Source organism: Pseudomonas sp. 3JA, assembly GCF_036961705.1.
Lineage (GTDB): Bacteria > Pseudomonadota > Gammaproteobacteria > Pseudomonadales > Pseudomonadaceae > Aquipseudomonas > Aquipseudomonas fluorescens_Q.
Genome location: NZ_JBAMDJ010000028.1, coordinates 29,208 through 55,235 on the forward strand (window position 1 = coordinate 29,208; position 26,028 = coordinate 55,235).

21 protein-coding genes and 1 pseudogene are annotated in these 26,028 nt (G+C 62.4%); 9 read left to right on the top strand and 13 right to left on the bottom strand.

Annotated elements, in window-relative coordinates; genetic code table 11:
• Positions 1-64: 64 nt before the first annotated feature.
• From V7773_RS20680 to V7773_RS20705, 6 genes are all read right to left on the bottom strand, one after another.
• The gene (locus tag V7773_RS20680) at positions 65-1,105 is read right to left on the bottom strand and encodes an ABC transporter substrate-binding protein (RefSeq protein ID WP_063321406.1); all 1,041 of its coding nucleotides are present in this window, start codon (positions 1,103-1,105) and stop codon (positions 65-67) included.
• 181 nt (positions 1,106-1,286) lie between these two features.
• Entirely contained in the window at positions 1,287-2,456 is a 1,170-nt protein-coding gene (gene argE, locus V7773_RS20685) for an acetylornithine deacetylase (protein ID WP_336074845.1), read from the bottom strand.
• On the bottom strand, positions 2,449-3,123 hold the full coding sequence (locus V7773_RS20690) for a DUF1028 domain-containing protein (protein WP_336074846.1): 675 nt from the start codon (positions 3,121-3,123) through the stop codon (positions 2,449-2,451). Before V7773_RS20690 ends, argE begins: the two co-directional genes overlap by 8 nt.
• 10 nt (positions 3,124-3,133) lie before the next feature.
• Entirely contained in the window at positions 3,134-3,544 is a 411-nt protein-coding gene (locus V7773_RS20695; protein ID WP_003201555.1) for a RidA family protein, read from the bottom strand.
• The gene (locus tag V7773_RS20700; RefSeq protein WP_336074849.1) at positions 3,544-4,869 is read right to left on the bottom strand and encodes a flavin-containing monooxygenase; all 1,326 of its coding nucleotides are present in this window, start codon (positions 4,867-4,869) and stop codon (positions 3,544-3,546) included. The genes V7773_RS20695 and V7773_RS20700 overlap by 1 nt, the downstream gene beginning before the upstream one ends.
• A gap of 638 nt (positions 4,870-5,507) precedes the next feature.
• A complete protein-coding gene (locus tag V7773_RS20705; RefSeq protein WP_336074851.1) occupies positions 5,508-6,422 on the bottom strand; it encodes a LysR family transcriptional regulator in 915 nt (304 codons plus the stop codon).
• A gap of 121 nt (positions 6,423-6,543) precedes the next feature.
• Here V7773_RS20705 and V7773_RS20710 point away from each other — a divergent pair, with 121 nt between their 5' ends.
• Both V7773_RS20710 and V7773_RS20715 read left to right on the top strand, forming a co-directional pair.
• Positions 6,544-7,383, top strand: a complete 840-nt coding sequence (locus V7773_RS20710) for a pirin family protein (RefSeq protein WP_336074853.1) — start codon at positions 6,544-6,546, stop codon at positions 7,381-7,383.
• Between the two features lie 44 nt (positions 7,384-7,427).
• Positions 7,428-8,522, top strand: coding sequence for an alkene reductase (locus V7773_RS20715; protein WP_336074854.1), 1,095 nt, complete (start codon positions 7,428-7,430; stop codon positions 8,520-8,522).
• A gap of 62 nt (positions 8,523-8,584) precedes the next feature.
• Here the strand turns inward: V7773_RS20715 and V7773_RS20720 are convergent.
• Both V7773_RS20720 and V7773_RS20725 read right to left on the bottom strand, forming a co-directional pair.
• Positions 8,585-9,031: pseudogene (locus V7773_RS20720) on the bottom strand (substrate-binding domain-containing protein); the annotation flags it as partial.
• A gap of 35 nt (positions 9,032-9,066) precedes the next feature.
• On the bottom strand, positions 9,067-9,525 hold the full coding sequence (locus V7773_RS20725; RefSeq protein WP_336074855.1) for a metallophosphoesterase family protein: 459 nt from the start codon (positions 9,523-9,525) through the stop codon (positions 9,067-9,069).
• A gap of 129 nt (positions 9,526-9,654) precedes the next feature.
• Here V7773_RS20725 and V7773_RS20730 point away from each other — a divergent pair, with 129 nt between their 5' ends.
• The 3 genes from V7773_RS20730 to V7773_RS20740 all read left to right on the top strand — a co-directional run bounded on the left by V7773_RS20730 (position 9,655) and on the right by V7773_RS20740 (position 15,365).
• Complete coding sequence (locus V7773_RS20730) at positions 9,655-11,223, top strand: sensor domain-containing diguanylate cyclase (RefSeq protein WP_336074856.1); 1,569 nt, start codon at positions 9,655-9,657, stop codon at positions 11,221-11,223.
• Positions 11,224-11,341: 118 nt separating this feature from the next.
• Entirely contained in the window at positions 11,342-13,342 is a 2,001-nt protein-coding gene (locus V7773_RS20735) for a peptidase U32 family protein (protein WP_336074857.1), read from the top strand.
• A 283-nt stretch (positions 13,343-13,625) separates the two neighbouring features.
• Positions 13,626-15,365 (top strand): dipeptidase, encoded by a 1,740-nt coding sequence (locus V7773_RS20740; protein WP_336074859.1) that lies wholly within the window; start codon positions 13,626-13,628, stop codon positions 15,363-15,365.
• Between the two features lie 173 nt (positions 15,366-15,538).
• On the opposite strand, the gene V7773_RS20745 is transcribed toward V7773_RS20740, so the two are convergent.
• Positions 15,539-15,766: a DUF3079 domain-containing protein gene (locus tag V7773_RS20745; RefSeq protein WP_027911723.1), complete on the bottom strand. Its 228-nt coding sequence runs from the start codon at positions 15,764-15,766 to the stop codon at positions 15,539-15,541.
• 204 nt (positions 15,767-15,970) lie between these two features.
• On the opposite strand from V7773_RS20745, the gene V7773_RS20750 reads away from it, so the two are divergent.
• Genes V7773_RS20750 through V7773_RS20765 form a run of 4 tightly spaced genes read left to right on the top strand, consistent with a single transcriptional unit; the run spans position 15,971 to position 19,098 of the window.
• On the top strand, positions 15,971-16,501 hold the full coding sequence (locus V7773_RS20750) for an iron transporter (RefSeq protein ID WP_063321427.1): 531 nt from the start codon (positions 15,971-15,973) through the stop codon (positions 16,499-16,501).
• A gap of 2 nt (positions 16,502-16,503) precedes the next feature.
• On the top strand, positions 16,504-16,866 hold the full coding sequence (locus V7773_RS20755) for a cupredoxin domain-containing protein (RefSeq protein WP_063321428.1): 363 nt from the start codon (positions 16,504-16,506) through the stop codon (positions 16,864-16,866).
• 22 nt (positions 16,867-16,888) lie between these two features.
• Entirely contained in the window at positions 16,889-17,743 is an 855-nt protein-coding gene (locus V7773_RS20760; RefSeq protein WP_063321429.1) for an FTR1 family iron permease, read from the top strand.
• The gene (locus tag V7773_RS20765) at positions 17,731-19,098 is read left to right on the top strand and encodes a 4Fe-4S binding protein (RefSeq protein ID WP_336074863.1); all 1,368 of its coding nucleotides are present in this window, start codon (positions 17,731-17,733) and stop codon (positions 19,096-19,098) included. The genes V7773_RS20760 and V7773_RS20765 overlap by 13 nt, the downstream gene beginning before the upstream one ends.
• 245 nt (positions 19,099-19,343) lie before the next feature.
• On the opposite strand, the gene V7773_RS20770 is transcribed toward V7773_RS20765, so the two are convergent.
• The 4 genes from V7773_RS20770 to V7773_RS20785 all read right to left on the bottom strand — a co-directional run bounded on the left by V7773_RS20770 (position 19,344) and on the right by V7773_RS20785 (position 26,015).
• Entirely contained in the window at positions 19,344-21,764 is a 2,421-nt protein-coding gene (locus V7773_RS20770; protein ID WP_336074864.1) for an efflux RND transporter permease subunit, read from the bottom strand.
• A 52-nt stretch (positions 21,765-21,816) separates the two neighbouring features.
• Positions 21,817-22,920 (bottom strand): WD40/YVTN/BNR-like repeat-containing protein, encoded by a 1,104-nt coding sequence (locus tag V7773_RS20775; protein ID WP_336074866.1) that lies wholly within the window; start codon positions 22,918-22,920, stop codon positions 21,817-21,819.
• Between the two features lie 68 nt (positions 22,921-22,988).
• The gene (locus tag V7773_RS20780) at positions 22,989-24,350 is read right to left on the bottom strand and encodes a DUF1329 domain-containing protein (protein ID WP_336074867.1); all 1,362 of its coding nucleotides are present in this window, start codon (positions 24,348-24,350) and stop codon (positions 22,989-22,991) included.
• Positions 24,351-24,365: 15 nt separating this feature from the next.
• Positions 24,366-26,015, bottom strand: coding sequence for a DUF1302 domain-containing protein (locus tag V7773_RS20785; RefSeq protein WP_063321433.1), 1,650 nt, complete (start codon positions 26,013-26,015; stop codon positions 24,366-24,368).
• Positions 26,016-26,028: the final 13 nt, after the last annotated feature.

Here is a 26,028-nt window from a genome sequence, read left to right on the forward strand (position 1 = left end):
CGCCTGGTGTCGGGGCTGCTGCGCAGCCCAGCGGGAGCAAGCTCCCTCGCCACAAGGGATATGTCTAGCGAGCGGCCCAGGCGTTGAAGCGTTGCTCCAGTTCCTCGCCATGGTCGACCCAGAATTCCGCGTCCACGGCTTGGGCCTCAGCCAGGTTGGCCTCGGCGGTGGGCAACTGCTCCTGTACCGCCGTCGGCAATAGCGCCAGTGTCTTGCGGTGCACCGGCCCATAAGGGATGTTTTCCGAAAACACCTTCTGGGTCTGCGGCTGGCTGGCAAAGGCAATGAACTGCTCGGCCAGGGCCTTGTTCGGCGTGCCCTTGACCACGGCCCAGTACTCCGGGTCGTAGAGGCTCTGCGGCCAGACGATGCTCAGCTTCATGCCTTCTTTCTGCGCCGACGCGATGCGTCCGTTGTAGGCCGCACTCATCGCCACGTCCCCCGCCACCAACCACTGCGCCGGTTGCGCGCCGGCTTCCCACCATTGGATGTTCGGCTTGATCTGGTCGAGCTTGGCGAATGCCCGGGACACGCCTTCCGGGGTGTTCAGCACCTTGTACACGTCCTGCGCCTTGACCCCGTCGGCCAGCAAGGCGATTTCCAAAGTGTACTTGGCGCCCTTGCGCAGGCCGCGCTTGCCCGGGTACTCGGCAACGTTCCAGAAATCCGCCCAGGATTTGGGTGCCTTGGCGAGCTTGCTCTGGTCATAAGCCAGGACCATCGACCAGACGTAGGTGGCGACCCCACATTCATTGAGCGCTCCCGGCACATAGTTCGCCGGGTCGCCCAGGCGCCCCAGGTCAAGCTTCTCGAACAGCCCCTCCTCGCAACCACGCAACAGCTCGGGGCTCTCCACTTCGACTACGTCCCAGCTGGTGTGGCCGGCGGCGACCATGGCCTTGATCTTCGACAATTCACCGTTGTATTCGCCAGCCACGATGTTTCCCGCGCCGCTGGCGTTGAAAGGTTGGAAGTAGGCCTTGTCCTGGGCCTGCTTGGTGGCGCCGCCGAAGGAAATCACGGTCAGGCTCTGTGGCGCGGCCAGGACACTGGTACTCAGCAACGCCAGGGCACACGCAATATTGCAACGCAAGGATCTGGACATGAAGCGGTTCCTCGAAAATACCAGCTCGCCCGCACGAGCCGGTGACGGGACTCAAAAGTGACCGTAAATACGGGCGGCAAGGTCTACAGCAAAGGCTCTTGTCGGCCTGTTCATGGGTGTCGCCTGGCTGACCGCGAGGAATCTCCTTCCCTTGAAATCGTCCTCCTCAGGCACCTTGCGGTCAGCAATCATTGGGTTCACAGAGATAGCTCGCCAGTCGATCCATCAAGCGGTCGCAGGCGGCCATTTGTTCAACGCTCACGTATTCGTCGGGCTTGTGCCCCTGGTCCATGCTGCCGGGACCACAGACCACCGTCGGCACGCCGGCCTGATGGAACAGGCCGCCTTCGGTGCCAAAGGCGACGGTGCCGAACGCGTCGCTGCCGCACAGTTGCGCAACCAGTCGGGCGGCCGCGCTGTCCGGCGAAGTGGCCAGGCCCGGGTAGGCCGACAACGGTTCGAAGCGGATAGCCGTATCCCCCGCCACCGCCTGCATGGCCGGCAGCAGGGTCTGCTCGGCATAACCTTGCAATTGCTCAGCCACCACGAGGGGATCGAAATCCGGCAAGGCGCGCACTTCGAAATCGAAACGGCAGTCCGCCGGAACGATGTTCAGCGCCGTGCCGCCGTGGACCACCCCGACCTGCACCGTGGAAAACGCCGGGTCGAAGCGCGGGTCGTGCCGCGAGGGTTCGGCCAGTTGCGCGCCGATCTCGCCCAACCGCCCGATCAGGCGCGCCGCCTGTTCGATAGCGTTGACCCCATAAGGGGCGTAGGCCGAATGGCAGGCCGCCCCTCGCACATGACAACGCATCGCCAGCTTGCCTTTGTGCCCCAGCACCGGTCGGAGTTGGGTGGGTTCGCCAATCAGGCACAGGGCCGGTTGCGGAACTCGCCGAACCAACACCTCCAGCAAGCTGTGAACGCCCAGGCAACCCACCTCTTCGTCATAGGAAAACGCCAGGTGCACCGGTCGCCGAAGCGGGCTGGACAATAACTCCGGCACTGCCGCGAGCACCGAGGCCAGGTAACCCTTCATGTCCGCCGTGCCGCGCCCGAACCATTTACCGTCCATCTCGGTCAGGCAGAACGGATCGACCGTCCAGGCCTGCCCGTCCACCGGCACCACATCGGTATGCCCGGACAACACCACGCCACCGGGCACCGCCGGGCCAATGCTCGCCAGCAGGTTGGCCTTGGTTCGCTCGGCGTTGTAGATCAGCTCGCTGTTCACGCCCAGCCCTTGCAAGTAGTCGCGCACGAACTCGATCAAGGCCAGGTTCGAATCGCGGCTGACCGTGGCAAAGCTCACCAGCTCGGCAAGCAGCGCGCGACTGCGCAGCTCACTCATCACCCGGCACTCCATAACTCGGCGCCAGGGTCGGGTTGAGCGCACGGGTCAGGTAATCCTGCAATTGCGGCTGATAGGCGAGCCAGAGTTTTTCCAGCTCGCCGATGGGATTTTCCTCGGCCCAATCCACCCGCAGATCGACGATGGGCCAGGTCAGGTCATCGACCACCGACAGCGCCGCCGAATGCACCGCCCCGGCCTCTCCGCCCGCCGCCTGCCCGGCCCGCAACGCGCTCATCAAGCGTGACGCAAGACAACCACCGCCCCGCTCGAAGGTCGTGATCATGGCCTCGATCACCGCAGCGCTGGCCAACAGATTGCCAGCCGCCACGCATTGCTCACCGGCCACGGCGTTGTGGGTGCCCAGGGTATGCTCGCCGCTGAAAATCGCCGTGCGGCCCTCGGCATCGATCACCGCCACCTGCCGGTATTGGCCGTAGCCGTTGCGCGCCAGGGTCCGCTCCAGCGCTGCTTGCGCCGCCAGGCCGCCGGCCAGTTCATCGAGCACCTGCGGGCCCAGGGCCGGCAGGGTAATGTTCTGGCTCGACACCGCGCCGACGCCCGCGCGCAACCAGGGGCAACGGGCACCGACGGCAATGCTCGAGGAACTGATGGCGATGCCTAACTGGCCAGTTTCGGCGCAGCGTCCGACGATGGAAAAAGTCATGCTGCACTCCTTATTCGGGGATCACCGCAATCACGTCGATTTCCATCAGCCACTGCGGCTGGCCCAGGGCACTGACCACCAGGCCGGTGGAGATCGGAAACACGCCCTTGAGCCACTTGCCGACCTCCTGGTACACCGGCTCGCGATAACGCGGGTCGATCAGGTACGTCGTGGTCTTGACGATGTGGCTCAAGTCACTGCCGGCCTCTTCCAGCAATTGCTTGACGTTGCGCATGGCCTGTTCGGCCTGGGCGCGAGGATCGCCCAGGCCCACCAGTTGACCGTTGAAGTCGGTGCCGACCTGGCCGCGCACATAGACGGTGTTGCCGGCGCGCACGGCCTGGCACAGATCGTTGTCCAGCGTCTGGTTCGGGTAGGTGTCCTTGGTATTGAACATGCGAATGCGCGTGTGAGTAGGCATCAACGAACTCCCGTGAGACTGGTTTTCGAACGCTGTGAATCGCTGTCGAGTGCCGACGCCTGGCGCTGGGCAGCATCCTGATAGGCGAGATAAATGCGTTGCTTCACGATGTGGTCGGCAATATGCCGGGCGTCATGCCAGACGCCCCAGATGAACGCCGAGCCCCGTCGCGACAGCCAGGGCAAGCCGACGAAATACAGGCCCGGTTCACTGCAAACGCCACGCTGATGCCGAGGCTTGCCATTGGCGCCGAGGGCGTCGACCTTCAGCCAGCTGTAATCCACCGAGTAGCCGGTGGCCCAGATGACACTGGTCACACCGGTGGCGACCAGGTCCAGTTCCAGGATCGGCTGGGTCAGGCATTGCGGATCGGGCAGCCGGTGACGAGCTTCAGGTTCGAGCGGCAGGTCCAGGCCGTTGCGGGCGATGTAGGCGTCGGCGGCATCCAGCAGCGCCAGGTAGTTTTCGTCGCCGCGGGCGATGTTTTCGGCCAGATTCGGTTCAAAGGTCACCACGCTGCCATTGAACGATTTCGTCAGCCCCACGAGGGTGATGCCCTCGTGGGCCAGCCGGCGAAAATCCACGGTATGGCCACCGCGGGCACCGCTCACCGCGATAGTGACGTGCTCCTTGCCTGGCTGGACCGCCTCCGCATCCCACTCGCCCAGCACACCCAGCCACCAGCAGAAATCGCGGTTGCGATAGGCCCGGGGCGGACGATCGTGGGCGCCCACCGAGAGATAGACCTGTTTGCCGGTGCGCTGCAGTTCATCGGCGATCTGCACCCCCGACGACCCGGCGCCCACCACCAACACAGCCCCTTCGGGCAATTGCCGGGGATTACGGTACTGGGCCGAGTGAAGCTGGGTGACCGTCGCCATGTCCGGCGCAATCGGTGGAATCACCGGTCGCTGGAAGGGCCCGGTGGCGACGACGACATGGATCGCCTCGATCAAGCCTTCAGAGGTTTCAACGGTGAACCCCGGACGGCCGACATTGCGCTCGACTTTCCTGACCTCCACGCCGGTACGGATCGGTGCGTTGAACTTGTTGGCATAGGCTTCGAAATAATCGGCCACCTGGTCCTTTGTCGCGAAGTCATCAGGACCGAGCCCCTCGAATTCCAACCCCGGAAAACGGTCATGCCAGGCCGGGCCATTGGCGACCAGCGAATCCCAACGTGATGTGCGCCAAGCTTCGGCAATGCGGCTTCGCTCCACCACGAGATGCGGCACGCCTTGCCGGCTCAAGTGCTCACTCATGGCGATGCCGGCTTGGCCGGCGCCTATGACGAGCGTATCGATGCGTAGGGTTTCAACGGGCATGTCTGTGCACTTCCGGCAGTAGGTTTGGTTCAGGCCGGCATAGCGCCGCCTCGGGTTTCTATCTTTTGTGGTGCTGCGCTTGCAGCTATCGAGATCAGATGTCGAGGCGATTGTGTTGGCGGGGGAAGATTTGCGAAACGAGGGTTTTTATCGTTGCTGGGAAGGAAAAAAATGGGCTACTGCCGGGGGGATGCCCAAGGGAACAAGGCGAGCCTTGTTTGCAGCTGAGACATACGGAACCGGTGGCGAGGGAGCTTGCTCCCGCTGGGCTGCGCAGCGGCCCCAAACCGACCACCAAGGTCTGTCAGGCGGATTGCGTCCAGCTTTTAGGCTGCTGCGCAGCCAGCGGGAGCAAGCTCCCTCGCCACAAGAGCGGTTTAGCGGTGTGGCAAGAAGGTCGATGCACGCGGTAGCGCCACCCCTGACATCCACATCTTGGAGAGGGAATGCCTTTGTGGCGAGGGAGCTTGCTCCCGCTGGGCTGCGCAACGGCCCCAACCTATCACCAAGGTCTGTCAGGCGGATTGCGTCCAGTTTTTTGGCTGCTGCGCAGCCAGCGGGAGCAAGCTCCCTCGCCACGGTATTGAGGTGCGGCACAACGGGCTTATCCCGCCACGACACCGGCCTGGATGGCTCACTCACTGCATCCGCGCCGGAAACGCCTTGAGCTCAAGCTTCTCCATCACCAACCCGATGAAAGCCGAAACCGCCAGCGGCAACTGCCGCCGGCTCGGATAGAGCACATTCAGACCGAAGCCGACGCGTTGGTATTGTGGCAGGACACGCACCAGCCTTCCGGCTTCCAGGTCGAGACTGCTCAGCGCCCCCGGCAACACGGCGATGCCAAGGCCGGCGACGGTCGCCCTGCGCAACGCCTGGGCGGTGTTGGCGTGGAATCGGCTGGCGATCTGCACCTGTTCCTCGATGCCGTCCGGGCCAACGAATCGCCAGTGGGTCATACCGCCGGGATGAGCGAAACTCACGCCGTCGTGGTGAGCCAGATCCTGCAACGAAAGCGGTGCACCGCGCGCGGCAATGTACGCGGGGCTGGCGACCATGCCGTCACCGTCGTTCTTGAGCAGTTGGCGACCGACATACCCCGAGTCCTGCAAGGGACCGCCGCGAAAGGCAACGTCGATGCGGTCGGCAATCAGATCGACCCGGGCGTCGCTGAGTACGAAATCAAGCTGCACCCGGGGATGCGCGGCTAAAAAATCGGCCACCCATTGCATCGGGAAGAAATCGAAAAAATCCGCCATCGCCGCGATGCGCACCAGGCCGCTGGGTTCGTCGCTGCCCATCATCAGTTCCTGTCCGGCATCCATCAGGCCGTCCACCGAATCCACACAGCGCTCATAAAACCCCTGGCCCGCATGAGTCAGCGTGAGTTTGCGGGTCGAGCGCTGCAGAAGTCGCGATTCAAGCTGGGCCTCCAACTGCTGAACCCGTCGGCTGACGGTATTGGAAGGCATGCCCAAGCGTCTGGCGGCTTCGGCGAAGCTGCCGCTGCGGACCACCTGAACGAACAGCGCAACATCGTTGAGATCGAGCATGGCACTGACATTCCTTCGTTTTATGGATGAGTTCAATCCGATTGTATCGGCTAATCAATCTATTGGCAGGCACTTATCCTTCTCGCATCGAGGCCCAACGCCCAAGACTTGGAGGCACCCCATGAACAGCATCGTCGCAGCACCGCCCCGCGCCATCGTCCATCGCACCTCCGGCAATAGCCACGGGCCGATCACCCGGCTCATGAGTCCCGGTGACCTGGGCCAGCTCTGCAAGCCATTCGTGTTTCTCGACCTCTTCGCCTTCAACGCCGATGCCATGCACAGAGGTTTCGGCATGCACCCGCATTCCGGTATCGCCACGCTGACCTACATGATCGAAGGTCAGGTGGCCTACGAAGACACCACCGGGCAATCGGGTGTACTGCCCAGCGGTGGCATGGAGTGGATGCAAGCTGGTAACGGCGTATGGCACGACGCGCGGCCAGTCGGCAGCTCGTCGATCCACGGCTTCCAGCTTTGGGTCGCGCTGCCGGCCGCTGAAGAAAACGCTCCGGCCCACAGCGTCTACCTGGCACCCGCCGATATCCCCCGGGAAGGTCCGGTGCGGGTGCTGCTCGGCCAATATGGCGCGGCTCGCAGCAGCGTTGCAGCCCCTGCGGACATGAACTACCTGGCCGTGCAGTTGAAAGACCAAGAACGCTGGCGCTATACGCCACCGGCCGGGCACACCGTCGCCTGGCTGGCGGTCAACGACGGCAGCCTCGACGCCGGCGGTCGCGTCAATACCGGGGAAATGGTGGTCTTCGAAGAGTCCGGCGCAGCCATCGACATCGTTGCCCGGGGCGCGACCTCCTTCGTGCTCGGCTCGGCGGTCAAGCATCCCCACGGCCTGGTGATGGGTTATTACTCCGTGCACACCAGCGAGGCAGCCCTGGAAAAAGGCGAGCAAGAAATCCAACGCATCGGCGCCCTTTTGCAACAAGAGGGCCGGCTGGCCTAGCCGCCCCTCGACTCAATCCTATCTGTTCTCTTTTGAGGTGAATCATGAGCAACGTCGGTCTCGATCTTCTGCTGTCCCGCGCCCAAGTCGGCAAGCTGTCCCTGAAAAACCGCATGATCATGGCCCCCATGACCCGCAGCCGCGCAGGTACCGGTGACGCCGCCACGCCCCTGATGGCCGAGTACTACAGCCAACGGGCCAGCGCCGGCCTGATCATCAGCGAAGGTTCCCAGGTGTCGGCCCAGGGCAAGGGTTACCTGAGAACGCCAGGGATCTTTACCCCTGAGCAAATCACCGGCTGGAAACAGGTGACCGACGCGGTTCATGCCGAGGGCGGAAAGATCTTTCTGCAGCTCTGGCACGTAGGCCGTCTTTCTCATCCGCTGGTGCAGGTCAACGGCGCCCAACCCGTAGCCCCTTCGGCAATCAAGGCCGATGGCGAGATCTACACCGCCGAAGGCCTCAAGCCCTATGAACTGCCACGGGCCCTGGAGCTCGATGAAATCCCCGGTGTGGTCGCCGACTTCCGCCAGGCCGCGGCCAACGCGAAGCTGGCCGGCTTCGACGGCGTGGAAATTCATGGCGCCAACGGTTACCTGATCGACCAATTTTTGCGTGATGGCACCAACCAACGCACCGATGCCTACGGCGGCTCGATCGAGAACCGTGCCCGTTTCCTCAAGGAGGTGGTCGAGTCGGTGATCGAAGTCTTCGGCGCCAGCCGTGTCGGCGTGCGCCTGTCGCCGATCTTCAGTTACTTCTCGATGAGCGACAGCAACCCGCAAGCGACCTTCGACTACACCGCCAGAATGCTCAGCCGCTACGGCCTGGCTTACCTGCACATCGTGGAATTGGGCGAAGGCCCGTTCGACTTCCTGGAACTCAAGCGTCGCTTCGGCGGGACGTACATTGCCAATGGCGGCTACAGCGCCGAACGCGCGGCCACTGCCATCAGCCGTGGAGAAGCCGACCTGGTGGCATTCGGCACGCCGTTTCTGGCGAACCCGGACCTGGTGGAGCGTTTCAAACGGGGCCAGGCGCTGAACGCCCCTGACGCATCGACGTTCTACCAGGGCGACGAGCGGGGTTATACGGACTATCCGACCCTGACAGAGGCTCAAGCAGGCCAAGAGGCTTAATACCCAGGAGCCGACGGAACCAGCCTGTTCGCGAAAGCGGCGGCTGAGAATGCATCAAACATTCAGGTGCTTTCCGGCACATCGATCTGAAGCGGCACCACCCGCCTCGGCGCCGCGCCTGGCGAGGTGGCAGTCGCCGCCTCGACCAAGGCTTCGACTGCCTGTTCGGCCATGGTCACGACGGGATGAGACAGCACCGCCTGGACTAGCCCCGTCTTCAACGCCTCGCGTGTCAACGGCGTCAGGTCATGGCACACCACCACAGGCAAGCGAATCTTCTGTTTCTGGAGGCTGCGCAAGGCCCGCAATACGCCGGCGATGCCACCACCGGCCACATAAAGCCCTACCAGGTCAGGCTCTGCGGTGAGCAAATCCAGCGTGTTGCCATACGCGAACTCATCGTCCTCCAGCGTCAGGCGCGACGCGAGCAGCTCCCATTCGCTGGAGTGCTCGGCCAGATAACTGTGAAAGCTCAGCTCACACAATTCCTGGCACTGGAAACGCTGGCTCCTACGTCGACAAATACTTCAAGTAAGCGTGTCCATCACTCCAGCAACTGGACCAGCCGCGGCTCGATCGCGCCAGCGCTCACCTCGACCAACGCCAGCGTCACCGGCAGCGTAAACCGCCGCCGGCCGGCGCTGCCAGGGTTCAGGTACAGCCGGTCGCCACGCCATTCGATGCCCGGCTTGTGGGAATGGCCGCTGATCACCCAGTTCACGCCCGGGTCGAGCGAGTCCTGTACATCGGCAATGTCGTGAACCAGCAAGACCTGCCATCCACACAGGTCGAATTGCAGGCGGTCAGCAAGCGGCCCGGCCCAATCGGCCCCCAGGTCGTTATTGCCGCGCACCACGTGCAATGGCGCAATCGACGCCAATTGATCCAGGATCTCGGGGCTGCCGATGTCACCGGCATGGATGATACGCTCACACCCTTGCAATGCTGCCAGCGCTTGCGGGCGGAGCAGACCATGGGTGTCGGAAATGACGCCAACTTTCATGAAACCTCTCTCCCCAATCGTGTGTCGCCGGTTGTACCTGCCTCGTCGTAGCAAAAGCTAACGTGCTGAAATCGAATAAGATAGGCTGCGCATCAATAGTGTGCAGACCCGTCGTAAAAGGAAATGTTGATGCTCGGACGCAAACGGCCAGAGCCAAAGATTGAAAACACTGATGAGGTCTTTTCTCCCCAGAGCGCCCAGGCCGGAGCGGCGTTGCGGCTCACCGTGAGCTTCATGCTGGTGGTGGTTGTGGCCTTCCTGGCCGTCGAAGGTTGGCGGACCTGGCGCGACTACCGCGCCGCTTTTGCATCTGCCCGGGATTCAGTGACGAACCTGGCGCGGGCGACGGCCCAGCACGCTGAAGACACCATTCGACAAGTGGATGTGGTCACCGCCGCCCTCGCCGAACGAGTGGAGGGCGATGGCCTGCAGAACATGGATATCCCACGCATCCATAAACTATTGGTGCAGCAGGCCGCCATCATGCCGCAACTGCACGGGTTGTTTATCTATGGCCCGGACGGCCAATGGCTGGCGACGGACAAGGAGACGATCCCGGAAATGGCGAACAACGCCGACCGCGACTACTTCCAATACCACCGCACCCACAACGATCAAGGCGTGCGCATCGGTGACGTCGTCAAGAGCCGTTCCACCAATGACCTGATCATTCCCATTTCCCGCCGCCTGAACAATCCCGATGGCTCGTTTGCCGGCGTATTGCTGGGAACAGTTAAGGTGAGCTATTTCGTCGACTACTACGGCGACTTCAAAATCGATGGCAAAGGCGCGCTGGTCCTGGCCAAGCGCAGCGGAACGATCCTGGTCCGACGTCCCTTCGTCGCTTCGGTGATTGGCAAGAGCCTGGTTAACAGCGTGATTTTCAGAGAACATTTACCCACCTCCAACCAAGGGGTTGCCGAAGCCAAGGCCGTCGTCGACGACACCGAGCGCCTATACGGCTACCGGGCGCTGACCACTTACCCACTGGTGGTGGAAGCCGGCTTGTCCCGCGAATCGATCATCGCGCCCTGGCGCCGCGACCTGCTCAAGACCGGTTTGGTGCTGATTTTCCTGATCGCGATACTGGTGGGCTTCGGGCTCATCGTGTTGAGCCAACTGCGCTACCGCATGGCCATGGAGAAGCAGATTCGCAGCGCCCACCAGGCCATGCGCGACATGGCGCTGACCGACAGCCTGACCGGGCTGGGCAACCGCAGGCGGCTGGACATCGCCCTGGCCGATGAGATCCGCCTGGCCAGGCGCCAGGGTTCGTCCCTGGCCCTGATCATGCTCGACGTCGATTACTTCAAGCGTTTCAACGACAGATACGGCCATGCCGCCGGGGACGATTGCCTGCGGGCGATTGCAGCCGCGCTCAGGCAGACCATCAAGCGGCCGGGCGACCTGGCTGTCCGCTACGGCGGTGAAGAGTTCACCGTGCTGCTGCCAAACACCGACAGCGCCGGCGCCACCCAGGTCGTGCAGCAAATCCTCGAAGCGGTCAGGGCCTTGAACATTGAACATGGCGACCATCCCTTGGGCATCGTGACCATCAGCGCGGGCGTCACCACCTGCCAGCCGAGCGGCGAGGACGTCACCCCGGCTATGCTGATCAGGGCCGCGGACGCCTTCCTGTACCTGGCCAAGAACACCGGGCGCAACCGCTGGTGCAGCGCCGGCTCGACGCCTGGGTGACCCCAGCAGGACCGCCGCGTATCGGTCAAGGTCGTGCTAACCCAAGTCCACAGGTGCCTGCAAGGCGCCTGGCGGCTACAATGCTCGCTTCGACCGTGACCAGCCTGACTAAAAACAAATGTCCTTGCCCAAACATCATCTGGAATTGCTCAGCCCCGCCCGCGACGTGACCATCGCCCGCGAGGCCATCCTGCATGGCGCCGACGCCGTGTACATCGGTGGCCCGAGTTTCGGCGCACGTCACAACGCCTGCAACGAAGTGGGCGATATTGCCCGGCTGGTGGAGTTCGCCCATCGCTACCACGCCCGTGTGTTCACCACCATCAACACCATCCTGCACGACAATGAGTTGGAGCCAGCCCGCCAACTGATCCACCAGTTGTACGATGCCGGCGTCGATGCGCTGATCGTCCAGGACCTGGGGGTAATGGAGCTGGATATTCCACCCATCGAGCTGCACGCCAGCACCCAGACCGACATCCGTACCCTGGCCCGAGCGAAGTTCCTCGACCAGGCTGGTTTCTCGCAACTGGTCTTGGCCCGTGAGCTGAACCTGCAGGAAATCCGCGCCATCGCCGACGAGACCGAGGCGGCCATCGAGTTCTTCATCCACGGCGCGCTGTGCGTGGCGTTTTCCGGCCAGTGCAACATCTCCCACGCCCAGAACGGGCGCAGCGCCAACCGTGGCGACTGCTCCCAGGCCTGCCGCCTGCCCTACACCCTCAAGGACGACCAGGGCCGGGTGGTTGCCTACGAAAAACACCTGCTGTCGATGAAAGATAACAACCAGAGCGCCAACATCCGCGCCCTGGTCGAAGCCGGCGTGCGTTCATTCAAGATCGAAGGCCGCTACAAGGACATGGGTTATGTGAAGAACATCACCGCCTATTACCGCCAGCGCCTGGACGATGTCCTCGAAGACCGTCCGGACCTGGCCCGCGCGTCCAGCGGCCGCACCGCGCACTTCTTCGTCCCCGACCCGGACAAGACCTTCCACCGTGGCAGCACCGACTATTTCGTCAGCGAACGCAAGATCGACATCGGCGCCTTCGATTCGCCGACCTTTACGGGCGTGCCGGTGGGCGTGGTGGAAAAAGTCGGCAAACGTGACCTGCACGTGGTGACCTTCGATCCGCTGTCCAACGGCGACGGTCTCAATGTACTGGTCAAGCGCGAAGTCGTCGGTTTCCGCGCCAACATCGCCGAGCCCAAGGGTGAGTTCGAAGAGGACGGCCAGAAGCGTTACCGCTACCGTGTCGAACCCAACGAGATGCCGGCCGGCATGTACCAGTTGCGCCCAAACCACCCGTTGAGCCGCAACCTGGACCACAACTGGCAGCAAGCGTTGCTCAAGACCTCCTCCGAACGCCGCGTCGGCCTGGCCTGGATTGCGCGCCTGCGCGAAGAGCGCCTGGAACTGACCGCCACCAGCGAAGAAGGCATCAGCGCCAGCGTCGCCCTGGACGGACCGTTCGGCCAGGCCAACAAGCCGGAACAGGCCCTGGAGCAATTGCACGACCTGCTCGGCCAACTGGGCACCACCGAATACCATGCCACCGCGATCGAGCTGGATGCGCCCCAGGCGTTCTTCGTCCCCAACTCGCAGCTCAAGGCCTTGCGCCGCGAAGCCATCGAGGCCCTGACCAGCGCCCGCATCAAAGCCCACCCACGCGGTGGCCGCAAGGCCGAGACCAACCCGCCGCCGGTGTACCCGGAATCGCACCTGTCGTTCCTGGCCAACGTCTACAACCAGAAGGCCCGGGACTTCTATCATCGTCACGGCGTCAAGCTGATCGACGCGGCGTTCGAGGCCCACGAGGAAACGGGAGACGTACCAGTGATGATCACCAAGCACTGCCTGCGCTTCTCGTTCAACCTCTGCCCCAAGCAGGCCAAGGGCGTCACTGGTGTGCGCACCAAGGTGGCGCCGATGCAGCTGATACACGGTGATGAAGTGCTGACGCTGAAGTTCGATTGCAAACCCTGCGAAATGCATGTGGTCGGCAAGATCAAGGGACACATTCTCGACCTGCCATTGCCTGGCAGCACGGCGCAGCCCGTGGTCGGCCACATCAGCCCCGAAGACCTGCTCAAGACGATCCCCCGCGCACCGCATTAAGCAATGCGCACCTATGGCAGCGAGCTTGCTCGCGATAGCGGTGGGCCTGATTGCATTGAGGCTGAATGTATCGCCGCCTTCGCGAGCAGGCTCGCTGCCACATGGGTTCTCGGCTGTTTGATGGCTCTGCGCCATTTTTTCATTTCTGCGCCGTTTTTGCTTCGCTGTGCGACAGATTTTCCTGCAGGTCTCCCCCACCCTTTCCTCGTGGTGTTAGGTTGCAAGCGTTTGTGTCATCAAATCAGACACTTGTCTCCTACCGCCTGCAAAGGAATGCCCAGCAATGGACTTCTCGCTCAAACATCTGGCAGTGACCACCCTGCTGCTGTCCAGCCTCGCCTCGATCACCACACCAGCACTCGCCAACATCACCGCCCAACAGGGCGCAGCCATCGTCAAAACCTTCTCCAACACCTCAGCCACCGATTTCAGGCAGTTCCTGGCCGACGTGGCCAAGAGCGACCCGGGCAAAGCCGCGAACCTCGGCCCGGCCATCAGCGCGTTCCAAGGCAACAAAACCCTTTCAGTTGAACAGCAGAATGAAATCCATCGCCTGTTAGGTCTCTATGCCCGAGTGAAATACGGCCAAGCGGCCACCGAGACGCTGAAGGAACTGGTCGCCATCCCGACTTTTCGCAAGGACGGCGTCGCCCAGCACGAGAACCCGGAATTTCTCAAGATCGCCGACAAGATCAAAAGCCTGGCCGAAGCGTTCAACCTCAACTTCCGCAATGTCGACAACCGCGTCTATGAGATTTCCCTCGAAGGCGGCGGTGACGAAGTCGTCGGCATTCACGCCCATGCCGACGTGGTGCCGGTAACGCCGGAAAACTGGGTGTTGAAAGATGGCACCCGCCTCGACCCGTTCAAGGTCACCCTGGTGGGCGACCGCATGTACGGCCGCGGTACCGAGGACGACAAGAACGGCATCGTGGTCGCGCTCTATGCCATGAAAATCATCAAGGAAGAGAAACTGCCGCTGGCGCGCAACTTCAAGCTGCTGGTCGACACCACCGAGGAAACCACTGGCGGCGCCATCCCCTATTACTTCGAACGCAACCCGACGCCCAACTACAACCTGGCGCTGGATGGCGGCTACCCCGTAGTGATCGCCGAGAAAGGCTATGGCACCATCATGGCGAACTTTACCCGACGCGCTGCACAGGGCAAGGGGGCAGAAATTACCGCGCTGACGGGCGGCCTGGCGACCAATCAGATTCCGTCGACGTCCGTTGCCACCTTCGCCAGCGACAAGCCCGCCGAACTGGCTACCAGCCTGCTCAAGGCCGGTACCGACTATGCCAAGCGCAATGGCGGTCACTTCGAGGTGGCCAGCCAGGTTGTCGGCAAGGATGTCCAACTGACCTTCACTGGCGTGTCCGCCCACTCCTCCGAACCCGAGTCAGGCGTCAACCCGGTGGCAAGGATGCTGGACTTCATCCATGGCCTGGACGGCAAGGTCGCGCTCAAACGCAACCACATCACCGACGCCGCCCGCTATGCCGCCGACAACTGGGGCCTGGACTATCTGGGCAGCAAACTGGGAATTGGTTTTTCCAATGCTTTCATGGGCCCGCTGACCGCGTCCCTGACCTACGTCGGCATGGACGAGAAGACCTTCAAGGTGGCGGTCAACCTGCGAGTGCCAGTGGGCAAGACCACAGCAGCCCTCAAGACTGAAATCGCCGACAAACTGGCCGCCTGGAGCAAGAAGTCCCACGTCGCGGTGGCCTTCGACTATTCCATTGACGAGCCGATGTATCGCAACCCCGAGGGGGAATGGGTCAAGGCACTGCTGGCCGTGGCAAGTGAAAACCTGGGCATGGAACACAAATACGGCACCTCTGCCGGCGCCACTTCGGTTCATGACTTGCCCAATGGCGTGCAATTCGGCCTGGCCATGCCCGACGTCAAGTACACCGGTCACAACGACAACGAGTTCAAGACGGTCGAGCAGTTCCTGTTGGACTTGCAGATCGTGACCGAGATGATGGGGCGGATCGGGCAGTTGCCGAAGCTCTAAGGTGCGTATGATCCATTGTGGCGAGGGAGCTTGCTCCCGCTGGGCTGCGAAGCGGCCCCTAAACCTGCCAAATGCGCAGCATCAGACACACCCCACCCGCCGGTTTACGACTGCTTCGCAGCCGAGCGGGAGCAAGCTCCCTCGCCACAGGGGGCCCCTCACTACAGGTTATTTCATTCCTTCGGGTGAGTGGCGCTTGGATCGATGACCTTGGCGGTGATATCGACCAGCTCCAACCCCCAATCCCCGTGCAGATACCAATCCTCCCCAATCATCTCAGCCGGATGCATCGTTCGATCGGCACCGTTGCCGCAGGCCAGCGCACTGGTCGGACAGTAGCGATCACACCCCCAGCAAATGCGCTCGGGATGTTTGGGACTGATGGGAAAGGGCTTTGCCATGACGACCCCGTATAACGGATGGGTGTACCCGCACCCTACCGCGTCGGGGCGCCGTGCCCCTTGATCGCGATCAAGAACAACCGCGCAAGAACGAGTCGCCACTCGTTGTAGGAAAATTCGCGCTAAAAATTGACAAGAATCATTATTATTCGCAGCAAAGCTTCCTAGACTCGGCGCCATCATTTAGCCAACCAGGAAGTCATCATGCGCACACTTGCAACTCTGCCTCTGGCCCTGCTGTTTCTCGCACCGCTGGCCCAGGCCAAGGAATACCCCATCGGCGAACCGCAACTGTGCCCGGGACTGGAGGTCGGTGCGGTGTATTTGCAGCCGATTGAAATGGCCCCGGCCGGGATGATGCGCGCCACTGCCGATTCCGACGTGCACCTGGAGGCCGACATCCGCGCCACGGCGGACAATAAGCAGGGCTTCCAGGAAGGCAGTTTCGTGCCCTACCTCAATGTGTCGTTCCAACTGAAGAAACAAGGCAACGACACCGAACTCAAGGGTGACTTCCACGCCATGGTCGCCAACGACGGGCCGCACTATGGCGACAACGTCAAGCTGCTCGGCCCTGGCAAATATCAACTGACGTTCACCCTCCTGCCACCTGGCGGCCATGGCTCCCTCGGCCGTCATACCGACAAGGAAACCGGCGTGGCGCCATGGTTCGAACGTTGCGAACTGCATTACGAATTCGTCTACGCCGGGATCGGTAAAAAAGGCGGGTACTGAGCATGCGCCACTCATCCTGCCCACGGCACGTCGCGCCTCATCGACGCCTGGCCTGGTTGACGCTGGCCGGTTTGCTGCTGCCCTCGATCGCCCATGCCGAACTGCCGACCTACGAGCTGAGCATACGCGACGGGCATTTCACGCCGTCGCAACTGGAAGTACCGGCTGGGCAACGCTTCAAGATCGTGCTCAAGAACATCGGCCAAGGCCCGGCGGAGTTCGAAAGCACGCCTTTGCGCGTCGAGAAAGTGCTCTCGCCCGGTGTCACGACCTTCGTGGTCATCCACCCACTGCGCCCGGGGCACTATCCGTTTTTCGACGAATTCAATCCGCAACTGCCCGAGGGCGGGATTCTCGCTCAGTAGTTGGTCTGCAGGAGGCATTTGCATGACTCAATCGATGTTCATTGTATGGCGCGAAAGCGTCGAGGCGTTGTTGGTGATCGGGATTCTCCAGGCCTGGGTCAGCCGGCAACACCAGGCCAGCCAGCTGTTGCGCTATGTATGGACCGGCGCGGCGCTGGGCCTGTTGCTTTCGGGCGTGCTGGCCGGCCTGATCCTGCTGGCCGGCGAGGCCATGAGCGGGACGGCCAATGAATGGTTCCAAGCGTCGCTGGCACTGGTCGCCAGCCTGCTGATCGTGCAGATGGTCGGCTGGATGCATCGAAACGCAAGGACGCTCAAGCATGACCTGGCGCGCCACGCCGACCAGCGCCTGAGCCGCCAGGGCGGCCTGGGCCTGTTGGTGCTGGCCCTGCTGGCGGTCAGTCGCGAAGGCAGTGAAACCGTGGTGTTCTTGTATGGTGCCGGTGGGCGCCTGCAAGGGCCGCAACTGGGCTTGTTCGCTGTGGGCGCGCTGGCCGGGCTGGTGCTGTCGCTGCTGACCGTCTCCTTGCTGCACAGCAGCCGCCGGTTCATTTCATGGCCGCGTTTCTTTGCCATCAGCGAAGCGATCCTGCTGCTGTTGGGGGCGGCGTTGCTGGTCAGCGGTATCGAGCGCGTCGGCGGGCAACTGCTCGCGATGGATTGGCCCGAGGCGGTGTATCGCGCCATTGGCGACGCGCTTTGGGACAGCAGCGCGATACTCGATGACGGCCATGGTTTCGGCGGGTTCCTGGCGGACTTCACCGGGTATCGGGCCAGCCCGAGTGCGATGACGCTGCTGGTGTGGCTGGGCTATTGGGGCGTCGTCGCGGGCTGGCTGCGGCCACGCAAGGCGGAAAACCTGCCATGCCCGACCTGAACCCCTGGCTCCAACGCCTGGGCGACGGCATGCGGCGCCACGGTGCAACCATTCGTGCCGTGCAATGGGCGGTGGTGCTGTTCTACGCGGTGCTGCTGGTGGTGCCGGCCCTGCTGCCATTGCCCAGCGGGCAGGCACGCCTGTTCGACAATCTCACGCTGCTGGCGCAGTTTCTGTTCTGGGGCCTGTGGTGGCCGTTCGTGTTGCTGTCGATCGTGTTGTTCGGGCGGCTCTGGTGTGGCGTGCTGTGCCCGGAAGGCGCCTTGAGCGAATGGGCCAGCCAGTACGGCAAGGGCTTAGGGGTGCCGCGCGGCTTGCGCTGGGCTGGCTGGCCGACCTTGGCGTTCTGCCTGACGACCCTCTACGGTCAACTGATCAGCGTCTACGACTACGCCCAGGCGGCGTTGCTGATCCTGGGCGGCTCGACCGTCGCTGCGGTGATCGTCGGCCTGTTGTTCGCCCGGGGCAAGCGGGTGTGGTGCCGCTACCTGTGCCCGGTCAGCGGCGTCTTTTCCCTGCTGACTCGCTTGGCGCCGGTGCACTTTCAGGTGGACGAACAACGCTGGCTGGAAAACCCAGCACCGCGTCGCCCTCCTCCCAACTGCGCGCCCTTGCTGGACATCCGCCGCATGCGTGGCGCCGCCGATTGCCACGCCTGTGGTCGCTGCAGCGGCCAGCGCGATGCGGTGCGCCTGATTGCCCGCTCCAGCAGCGAGGAAATCCTGCACTCGACGGCTAACACCCTCTCGCCCTGGGATGTTCGCTTGCTGTTGTTCGGTGTCATCGGCCTGGCCATGGGCGCCTTCCAGTGGACTGTCAGCCCATGGTTCATCAACCTCAAGCAAAGCCTGGCCCAATGGCTGGTCAGTCATGATTGGCTCTGGGCACTCCAGGACAACGCGCCCTGGTGGCTGTTGACGCACTATCCGCAACTCAATGACAGTTTCAGTTGGCTCGATGGTTTTTGCATCGTCGCGTACCTGGGCATGAGTGCGCTACTGATAGGCACTTCGCTGATGCTGCTGATGCGCCTGGCGGCACGCCTCTCGGGTGACAGCACACAATATCCGCCCTTAGCCATCACCCTGACGCCCCTTGGCGGTGCAGGGTTGTTCCTCGGCTTGTCGGCCACCACGGTCAAGCTGCTGCGCTATGAAGGCCTACTGCTGGAATGGGTACAACCGGCTCGGGCCGTATTGCTGATAGCGGCGATAGCCTGGAGTTTATGGCTGGGCTGCAAACGCCTGCAGCAGGCGCAGACTCCACCGATCCGACGATGGCCAGCCATGGCCTGCCTGGTCTTGGCCAGCAGCCTGGTGGGTTATGGCTGGTGGCTGCAGTTCTGGGGATGGTGATGTGTTCACAACACCTAGATTCGATACAAAACCCTGTGGGAGCGAGCTTGCTCGCGATGAGGCCGGCAAGCCCGACATGCATGTGACTGGACCACCGTCATCGCGAGCAAGCTCGTTCCCACAGAGGAAACGCGATCACCAAAGAACCAGCTCGGCTATCAGGCCACCTCGCGGTGGACGTTGATCTCGGCGCCCCATTAACCACGCTGGCTTAACGCAGGTATTGCGCAGCGCCATATCCCCCATCACCCTCTAACCCACCGCCCCTGCCGACTCAACTCAGGCTTTTTTAAAAACACCCTCTGCGGCAACAGCAACCAAGCCAACGCCGGCAGCAAGATCAAGGCTCCCAGCATGTTCACCAAGAACATGAAGGCCAGCAAAATCCCCATATCAGCTTGAAACTTGATCGGCGAGAACGCCCAGGTCGACACCGCCACAGCCAAAGTCATGCCCGTCAACAACACCACTTTGCCGGTGAACAGAAGCGCTTGGTAATACGCCTGGGCCAAGGTGTCACCGGCCCGCATTCGCGCCAGGATCACGCTCAACACATAGAGCGCATAATCGACCCCGATGCCCACGCCCAGTGCAATGACCGGCAGTGTCGCGACTTTCACCCCCATGCCCAGCCCCACCATCAGCGCCTCGCACAGGATCGAGGTGAGCATCAGCGGCAGCATCGCGCACAGGGTTGCGCGCCAGCTGCGGAAGGTCACCAGACATAGCAGGCTGACCGCGCCGTAGACCCAGAACAGCATCTCGCGCATGGACTTCTTCACCACGATATTGGTCGCCGCTTCGATCCCCGCACTGCCGGCCGCGAGCATGAACTTGACCTCCGGCATCTGGTGCCCGGCGATGAACTGCTCACTGGCCTCCACCACCCGGTTCAAGGTGTCAGCCTTGTGATCGGCCAGGTAAACGTACAGCGACAGCATCGAGCAGCCCTGATTGAACAGTTCTCGCGGGGCACGGGTTTGCACGGCCCCCAGTGCGCCGTCATTGGGGATCAGTTCATACCATTTGAAGTTGCCTTCGTTGTAACCGACCGTGGCGATCTTGCTCAGCGCGGCCATCGAGGTGGTCGATTCCACGCCGGGCAATTGCTCCAGTTGCCAGGCCAGCGCATCTACCGCGGACAGGCTGGCGTAACGGGTGCATTGATCCTCGGGAGTCTTGATCATGACCACGAAAATATCCGAGCTGGCCGCATAGTTCTGGGTCATGAACAACGCATCGCGGTTGTAGCGCGAGTCGGCACGCAACTCTGGAGCGCCGGGGTCCAGGTCGCCGATTTTCAGGTGCAGGCTCACGGCAAAACCAGACGCGGCCAACAGCAAGCCAGTCAACATGGCGCCCGTGGCCCAGCGCCGTTGGGTGAACAGATCGAGCACACGCCACAGGGGATGCTTGATCTGCGCCTGTTGCTCGGTGGTTTCCGCACTCAGGCTGCGCTGCGCCGCCGCCGGGCTGACGCCGATATAGCTGAGCAGGATCGGCAGCAGGATCAGGTTGGTGAAAATCAGCACCGCCACCCCAAGGCTGGCGGTGATTGCCAGGTCCTGGATCACCCGGATGTTGATCAGCAGCAACACCGCGAAGCCCACCGCATCGCAGAGCAAAGCGGTGATGCCGGCGGCGAACAGTCGGCGGAAGGTATAGCGCGCGGCGACCACCCGGTGGGTGCCACGGCCGATGTCCTGCATGATGCCGTTCATTTTCTGCGCGCCATGGCTCATGCCAATGGCGAACACCAGGAACGGCACCAAGGCCGAGTATGGGTCCAGTTCATAACCGAGCAGCGCCAGCAACCCCAGTTGCCAAAGCACCGCCGCCAGTGAACAGATCACCACCACCAAGGTGCTTCGCGCGCAACGGGTGTAGCCAAACAGCACCAAGACCGTCACCAGCACCGCCACCACGAAAAACAGCAGTACCTGGGTCATGCCCTCGATCAGGTCGCCGACGATCTTGGTAAAGCCGGTGACATGAATCCGCAGGTCATCGGTCTGGTACTTGTCTCGCAGCGCCTCCAGTTGCCGGGAAAACTCGCCATAGTCCAGCGCCTTGCCCGTCTGCGGATTGATTTCCAGCAACGGCACGAAAATCACGCTGGACTTGAAGTTGCCGGCGACCAATTGACCGACTTCCCCGGAGCGGGCCACGTTGGTTCGCACCTGCTCGAGGCTGGTGGCCGAGCCATCGTAGTCGTCAGGGATCACCGTGCCGCCGTCGAGCCCGTCTTCGGTCACGGCGGTCCAGCGCGTGGTCGGGGTCCATAATGATTTCATGTAGGGGCGGTCGACGCCCGGCAGCAGATAGAGCTCGTCGTTGAGCCTGGCCAGGGTGTCGAGGTAGTCCTTGGTGAAAATGCTCCCCTGCTTGACCTCCACGGCGATGCGCAGCGAGTTGCCCAGGCCGCTCAGTTCCTTGCGATTCTCCAGGAAATTGGCGACATAGGGATGCCCCGTGGGAATGGTCTTCTCGTAGCTGGCATTGATGCCGATGCGCGTGGCTTGCCAACCGAGCACCAACGTCACCAGCAGGCACACCAGGATCACCAGCGGTCGATGGTTGAAGATCGCTCGCTCGGCGAAGTTGCCAGACGCCCGGTCAAAGTCTTCCTGGCGGCCGATCACGGTTTGAGTTTTATCGTCTTTCAAGTTTGACTCCTGTTGCACGAGCCGTGGCCCGATAGCGCTACACCGTGAAGTTTCAAGGTTGACCTGCGGCCCGCGGATCCTGGTCAGCGGCCACGCCGGTCAAGCCGACACTGGTCAGGCTGCCGTCGACCGCCTGTTGCACGGCAGCGAGCGTCCCGCCGCTGCGGCTCTGCCGCTTGTCAAAGCTTCGCCCCTGGTCATGGCTGAATAAAAGCTCACCACTCTGGCTGGCCAACAACAGGCCGCCGTCGCGCAGTTGGAGGGCGCTCGCCAGTGTCGATTCGATACCAGTATCAAGGCGGCGCCAACTGTTGCCACGATCCCCGGACCACCAGGCGTTGCCGCGCAGGCCATAGACCACCAAGGCCCCGTCGCGGGTGCCGAGCAGACCGAAGAAGCTGCCCTCATACGGCGACTTCAAGGCCTGGAATGACTGCCCGGCGTCGGTCGAACGCAACAGCAAACCGCGCTCACCCACCAACCACAGATCGTTGACCACGGCGCGGATGCCATACAGGTTCAAGCCCTGGGGATTGTCCACATGCCGCATCCACGGCTGCCAGCTTCGTCCGCCGTCGTCGGTACGGAAGATCTGGTTGTAGGCGCCCACGACGTAGCCGTGCAGTCGGTCACTGAAGTACAGGTCGAGAAACGGTTTATCCGGTCCGTCATCGAGCATGCGCCGTGCCTGCGCCAAGTGGCTGGTACCGTCGGGTTGATTGACATCGCGCTCAGCGAACTGCACCGCCAAGGCGATGGCACGCTGACCGTCGAGTTGCTTCTGCCAGGTTTCCCCGCCGTCCTGAGTGTGCAACACCACGCCCAGATGACCGACCGCCCAACCCTGCTCGGCATCGACGAATTGCACCGCCGTCAGGCTGACACTGACCGGCACGCGGGCCTGGCGCCAGGTCGTTCCGGAATCGTCCGAGAGCAACACAATGCCGCGCTCACCGACCGCCACCAGACGCTCCCCGGCCCGGGTCAAGCCAAGCAACACCGCACGCGGTGCCTTGGCCGTCGGTAAGGCCGATTGCTGGAGCGCGGCGAACGTCGTGGCCGGTGCCGCGATGGCACTATTGGCCAACAGGCACGACGCCAGGACACAGGCTCCCCAGCGCCGGGCAAAACTCGCAAAGCATTGTTCAACGTTCATGTCTTTTCCCACTTCGAAAATCACCAGCATCCGCGACGAGCCTCTCACCCGCCGCGGTGCTCCAGGGTTCAACGCATGTTTTCGTTCGCCATGGCATCCGGGGTGTAGAAGGACGCCGAAGGCGTGGCGATCTTCTGGTACTGGACCGCCAGGTCATTGCTCGACGAATTGAGGAAATAGGCGCCGGTATCGAGGTTGTAGCTGCCCCACATGACCTGTGAGGTGAGGACCGGCATGTCCGGGGCCAACAGCGTCAGCGAATACATCTGCCGTCCCAGCTTGCCCTGGGCGTCATAGCCATCGACCAACAGGATCTGCCAGGAATCCTCATCGATGTAATAGGTCCGACGCGGCACCACATGACGCTTGCCGGGTTTGAGCGTGGCCTCGACCACCCAGACCCGATGCTTCTCCCAACGCACCAGGTCAGGGTTGAGGAAGTTCGGCTTGACCAGCTCGTCGCTCTTGACCAGGCCGGCGCGATTATTGTTGTAGGGAACGATCAGTTCTTTCTTGCCCGCCAACTTCAGGTCGTAGCGATCGGTGGGGCCGAACAGCATGAACGCTTCGTCGAACAGACCAACGCCAGAGGTGACGAAGTCCGGCGTGTCATAGGCGATGTTCGGCGCCCGCCGCACTCGGCGCTGGCCGACCAGGTATTGCCAGGCCGCACGGTTGCCCGGGTCCAGGTCCCAATGGGTCATCAGGCCTTCACCGGCCTTGGAGGATGGCAGCTCAGTCAATAACTTGCCGACCTGGTACTTGCCAGCGAATTGTTCCGGGCTACCGTTCTCGGAATAGTAGGGAAACTGGTAGCTGAACAGGGCACGGGTGGCCTGGACTTTCTTGCCGCCAGCGGTCATCAGCCACGTATCGAACGGCGCACTGATGGTCTCGGCCCCCTGCCAGGACAAGCGGTAATTCCACAACACCTGCGTGCCGTTGTCCGGGATCGGGAACGGAATGCCGCCGAAGGCACCGCTGACTTTCTCGGTCTCGACATCCAACGTGGCGCGGCCGGCATTCTTGGCGGTGTTGTCATACACCCATTGCGGCGCCGCCGCCGAGCGGTGAGTGGGGTACACGTCCAGCCGGTAGTCCGGGTATTTCTTCAGCAGAAGCTTGGTACCTTCCGCCAGTTGGCCGGCGTACTGCTCCATGTTCGAAGCCTTGATCGAGTACAGCGGCTTGTCGCCGGCAAACGGATCGGGACGCTTATCGCCCGGTTTGTAGCCGGCCACGACCTTGGTGTAGCCACCGTCCCAGGCCGGGATACTGCCATCGGCGTTACCGGCGCGCTCGGCGCCGAGGGGCGTGAGTTCAGACTTCAAGCGTGCCACCTGTTCAGGCGACACCGCCGCCTGGGCCAGGCTCACCCCGGCCAGGGCCAGCGTCAGGAGGCAGGTGTTGAGCAATGTGTTGTTCTGCATGGCGAATCCACCTTATTAGAATGAGGTTTTCACGTAGAGCGAGACGAAGTCGCGGTCGGCCAACGACTGTCCGTAACTGAAATTGCCGTCCTCGCGCAGCCCGGCTTTCGGTGCGCCGAAGAAGTTCACGTAGTTCAGGCCAACGTCCCAACGCTGCAGGTAGGTTGCCTTGACCCCGACGCTCCAGTCACCGGAGTGGGTGTTGCCGAAGCCTGCCTTGCTGACGGCCGACGAACGCCCATCGAGTACCACGCCCATGCCAATCGGCACGGTCAGGTCGATGCCGTCGATCACCTGGAAGTACGCCGGCTCCAGCAGTACCCGCAACGCCGTGGCATCGCGGGTGGTATTGGAGTCCAGGGCCGCCGCGTTCTTGGTCACGCTCAAGGTACGGTTCCAGGCCAGTTCGGCCAGCGCGGAACCGCCGTCCCAGAACGAGGTGGGCGACAACAGGTAAATCGCCGACAGGTTGGCGTGGGCGGTCTTGCCTCGGGCAAACAGCTCATCGTTACCGCCATCGACGTCCAGGCCTGGCGCGACCACTTGCAGATTGCTGACCAGCGGCGCGTTCCAGCGCACGGAGGTTTCACCGGCGAAGTTGAACGGCCCGTGGGCAGTGGAGAAACTGACGCCGGCGGTCTTGATGTCTTCGGCGTAGACCTGGCGATAGGAACCCAGGATCGGCAAGCCAGTGGCCGCCGAGGCGGGCCCGTCGAGGTAGGCGTACAGGCCACTCGGGGCTTTGTCGTGGTACTGCGCGGCGTAGAAACCCAGCTCCAGTTCGGTCCCATCAGGCTTGTAGCGGATCTGCATACCGCCCTGCCCCGAATTGCGCGGCTTCAAGTCACCGGCATTGACGGTGTCGTTGCCAAACACTTCGCGCAACGGACCACTACCGTAGCCAATGGCATCGACATCGCTCAGGTAGCTGCCGGCACCGGGAACGTTGGAGCGCTCCCACTCGAACTGATAGTAAGCCCCCACCGACAACTGCGGGTTGATCTGCAACTGCCCGGAAATCTGATTGACCGGCCGCAGGATCTCCTTGAACTGGGTCCCCGGCACGCTGAGCAACTTGACCACATCGCTCGGTCCCTGGGCATTGGCGATGCCGTTGCCGCCGTAGAACAGGCTTTCACCGTAGATGAGGCTATGCCGGCCTACCCGCACCACGCCCTGGGAGTCTTCGCCAAGGTCACCGCGCAGGAACACGAAGGCGTCGAGAATTTCCGCGTCACGGCCGTGGAGCTTGCGGGTTTCGCTGAGGAAGTGGGGCTGCTCGCTGCTGTCGGTGTCCTGGTTGTAGATATCGTCGTACCAGGCTGCGCCGCTCACGCGCAGACCATAGTTTTGCCGGCTCAGGTCCATTTCGGAAAACAGGTCCAGGCGATTGGAGACCAGGCCGCGACTGAAATTCTTATCGCCCTGGCTCTGGATCGAAGGGTACAGACCGTTGGCGGTCGAGGCGTTGGTCAGGCGGCTGTCCTGCCCCCGCAGGCGCCAGGCCTGGCTGTACTTGATGGTGTTGTCCCAGCGCAGTTTCCAGTCGGAGTCACCCAGGTCCATTTGCATGGCCTGGACCCTTTCGACCATCACACCGGTGCTGCATAACGCCAGGAACAGGGCGCAATGCTTGAAACCAAAGCAATCTTTGAGGTTATCCATGGACGCTTCTCAT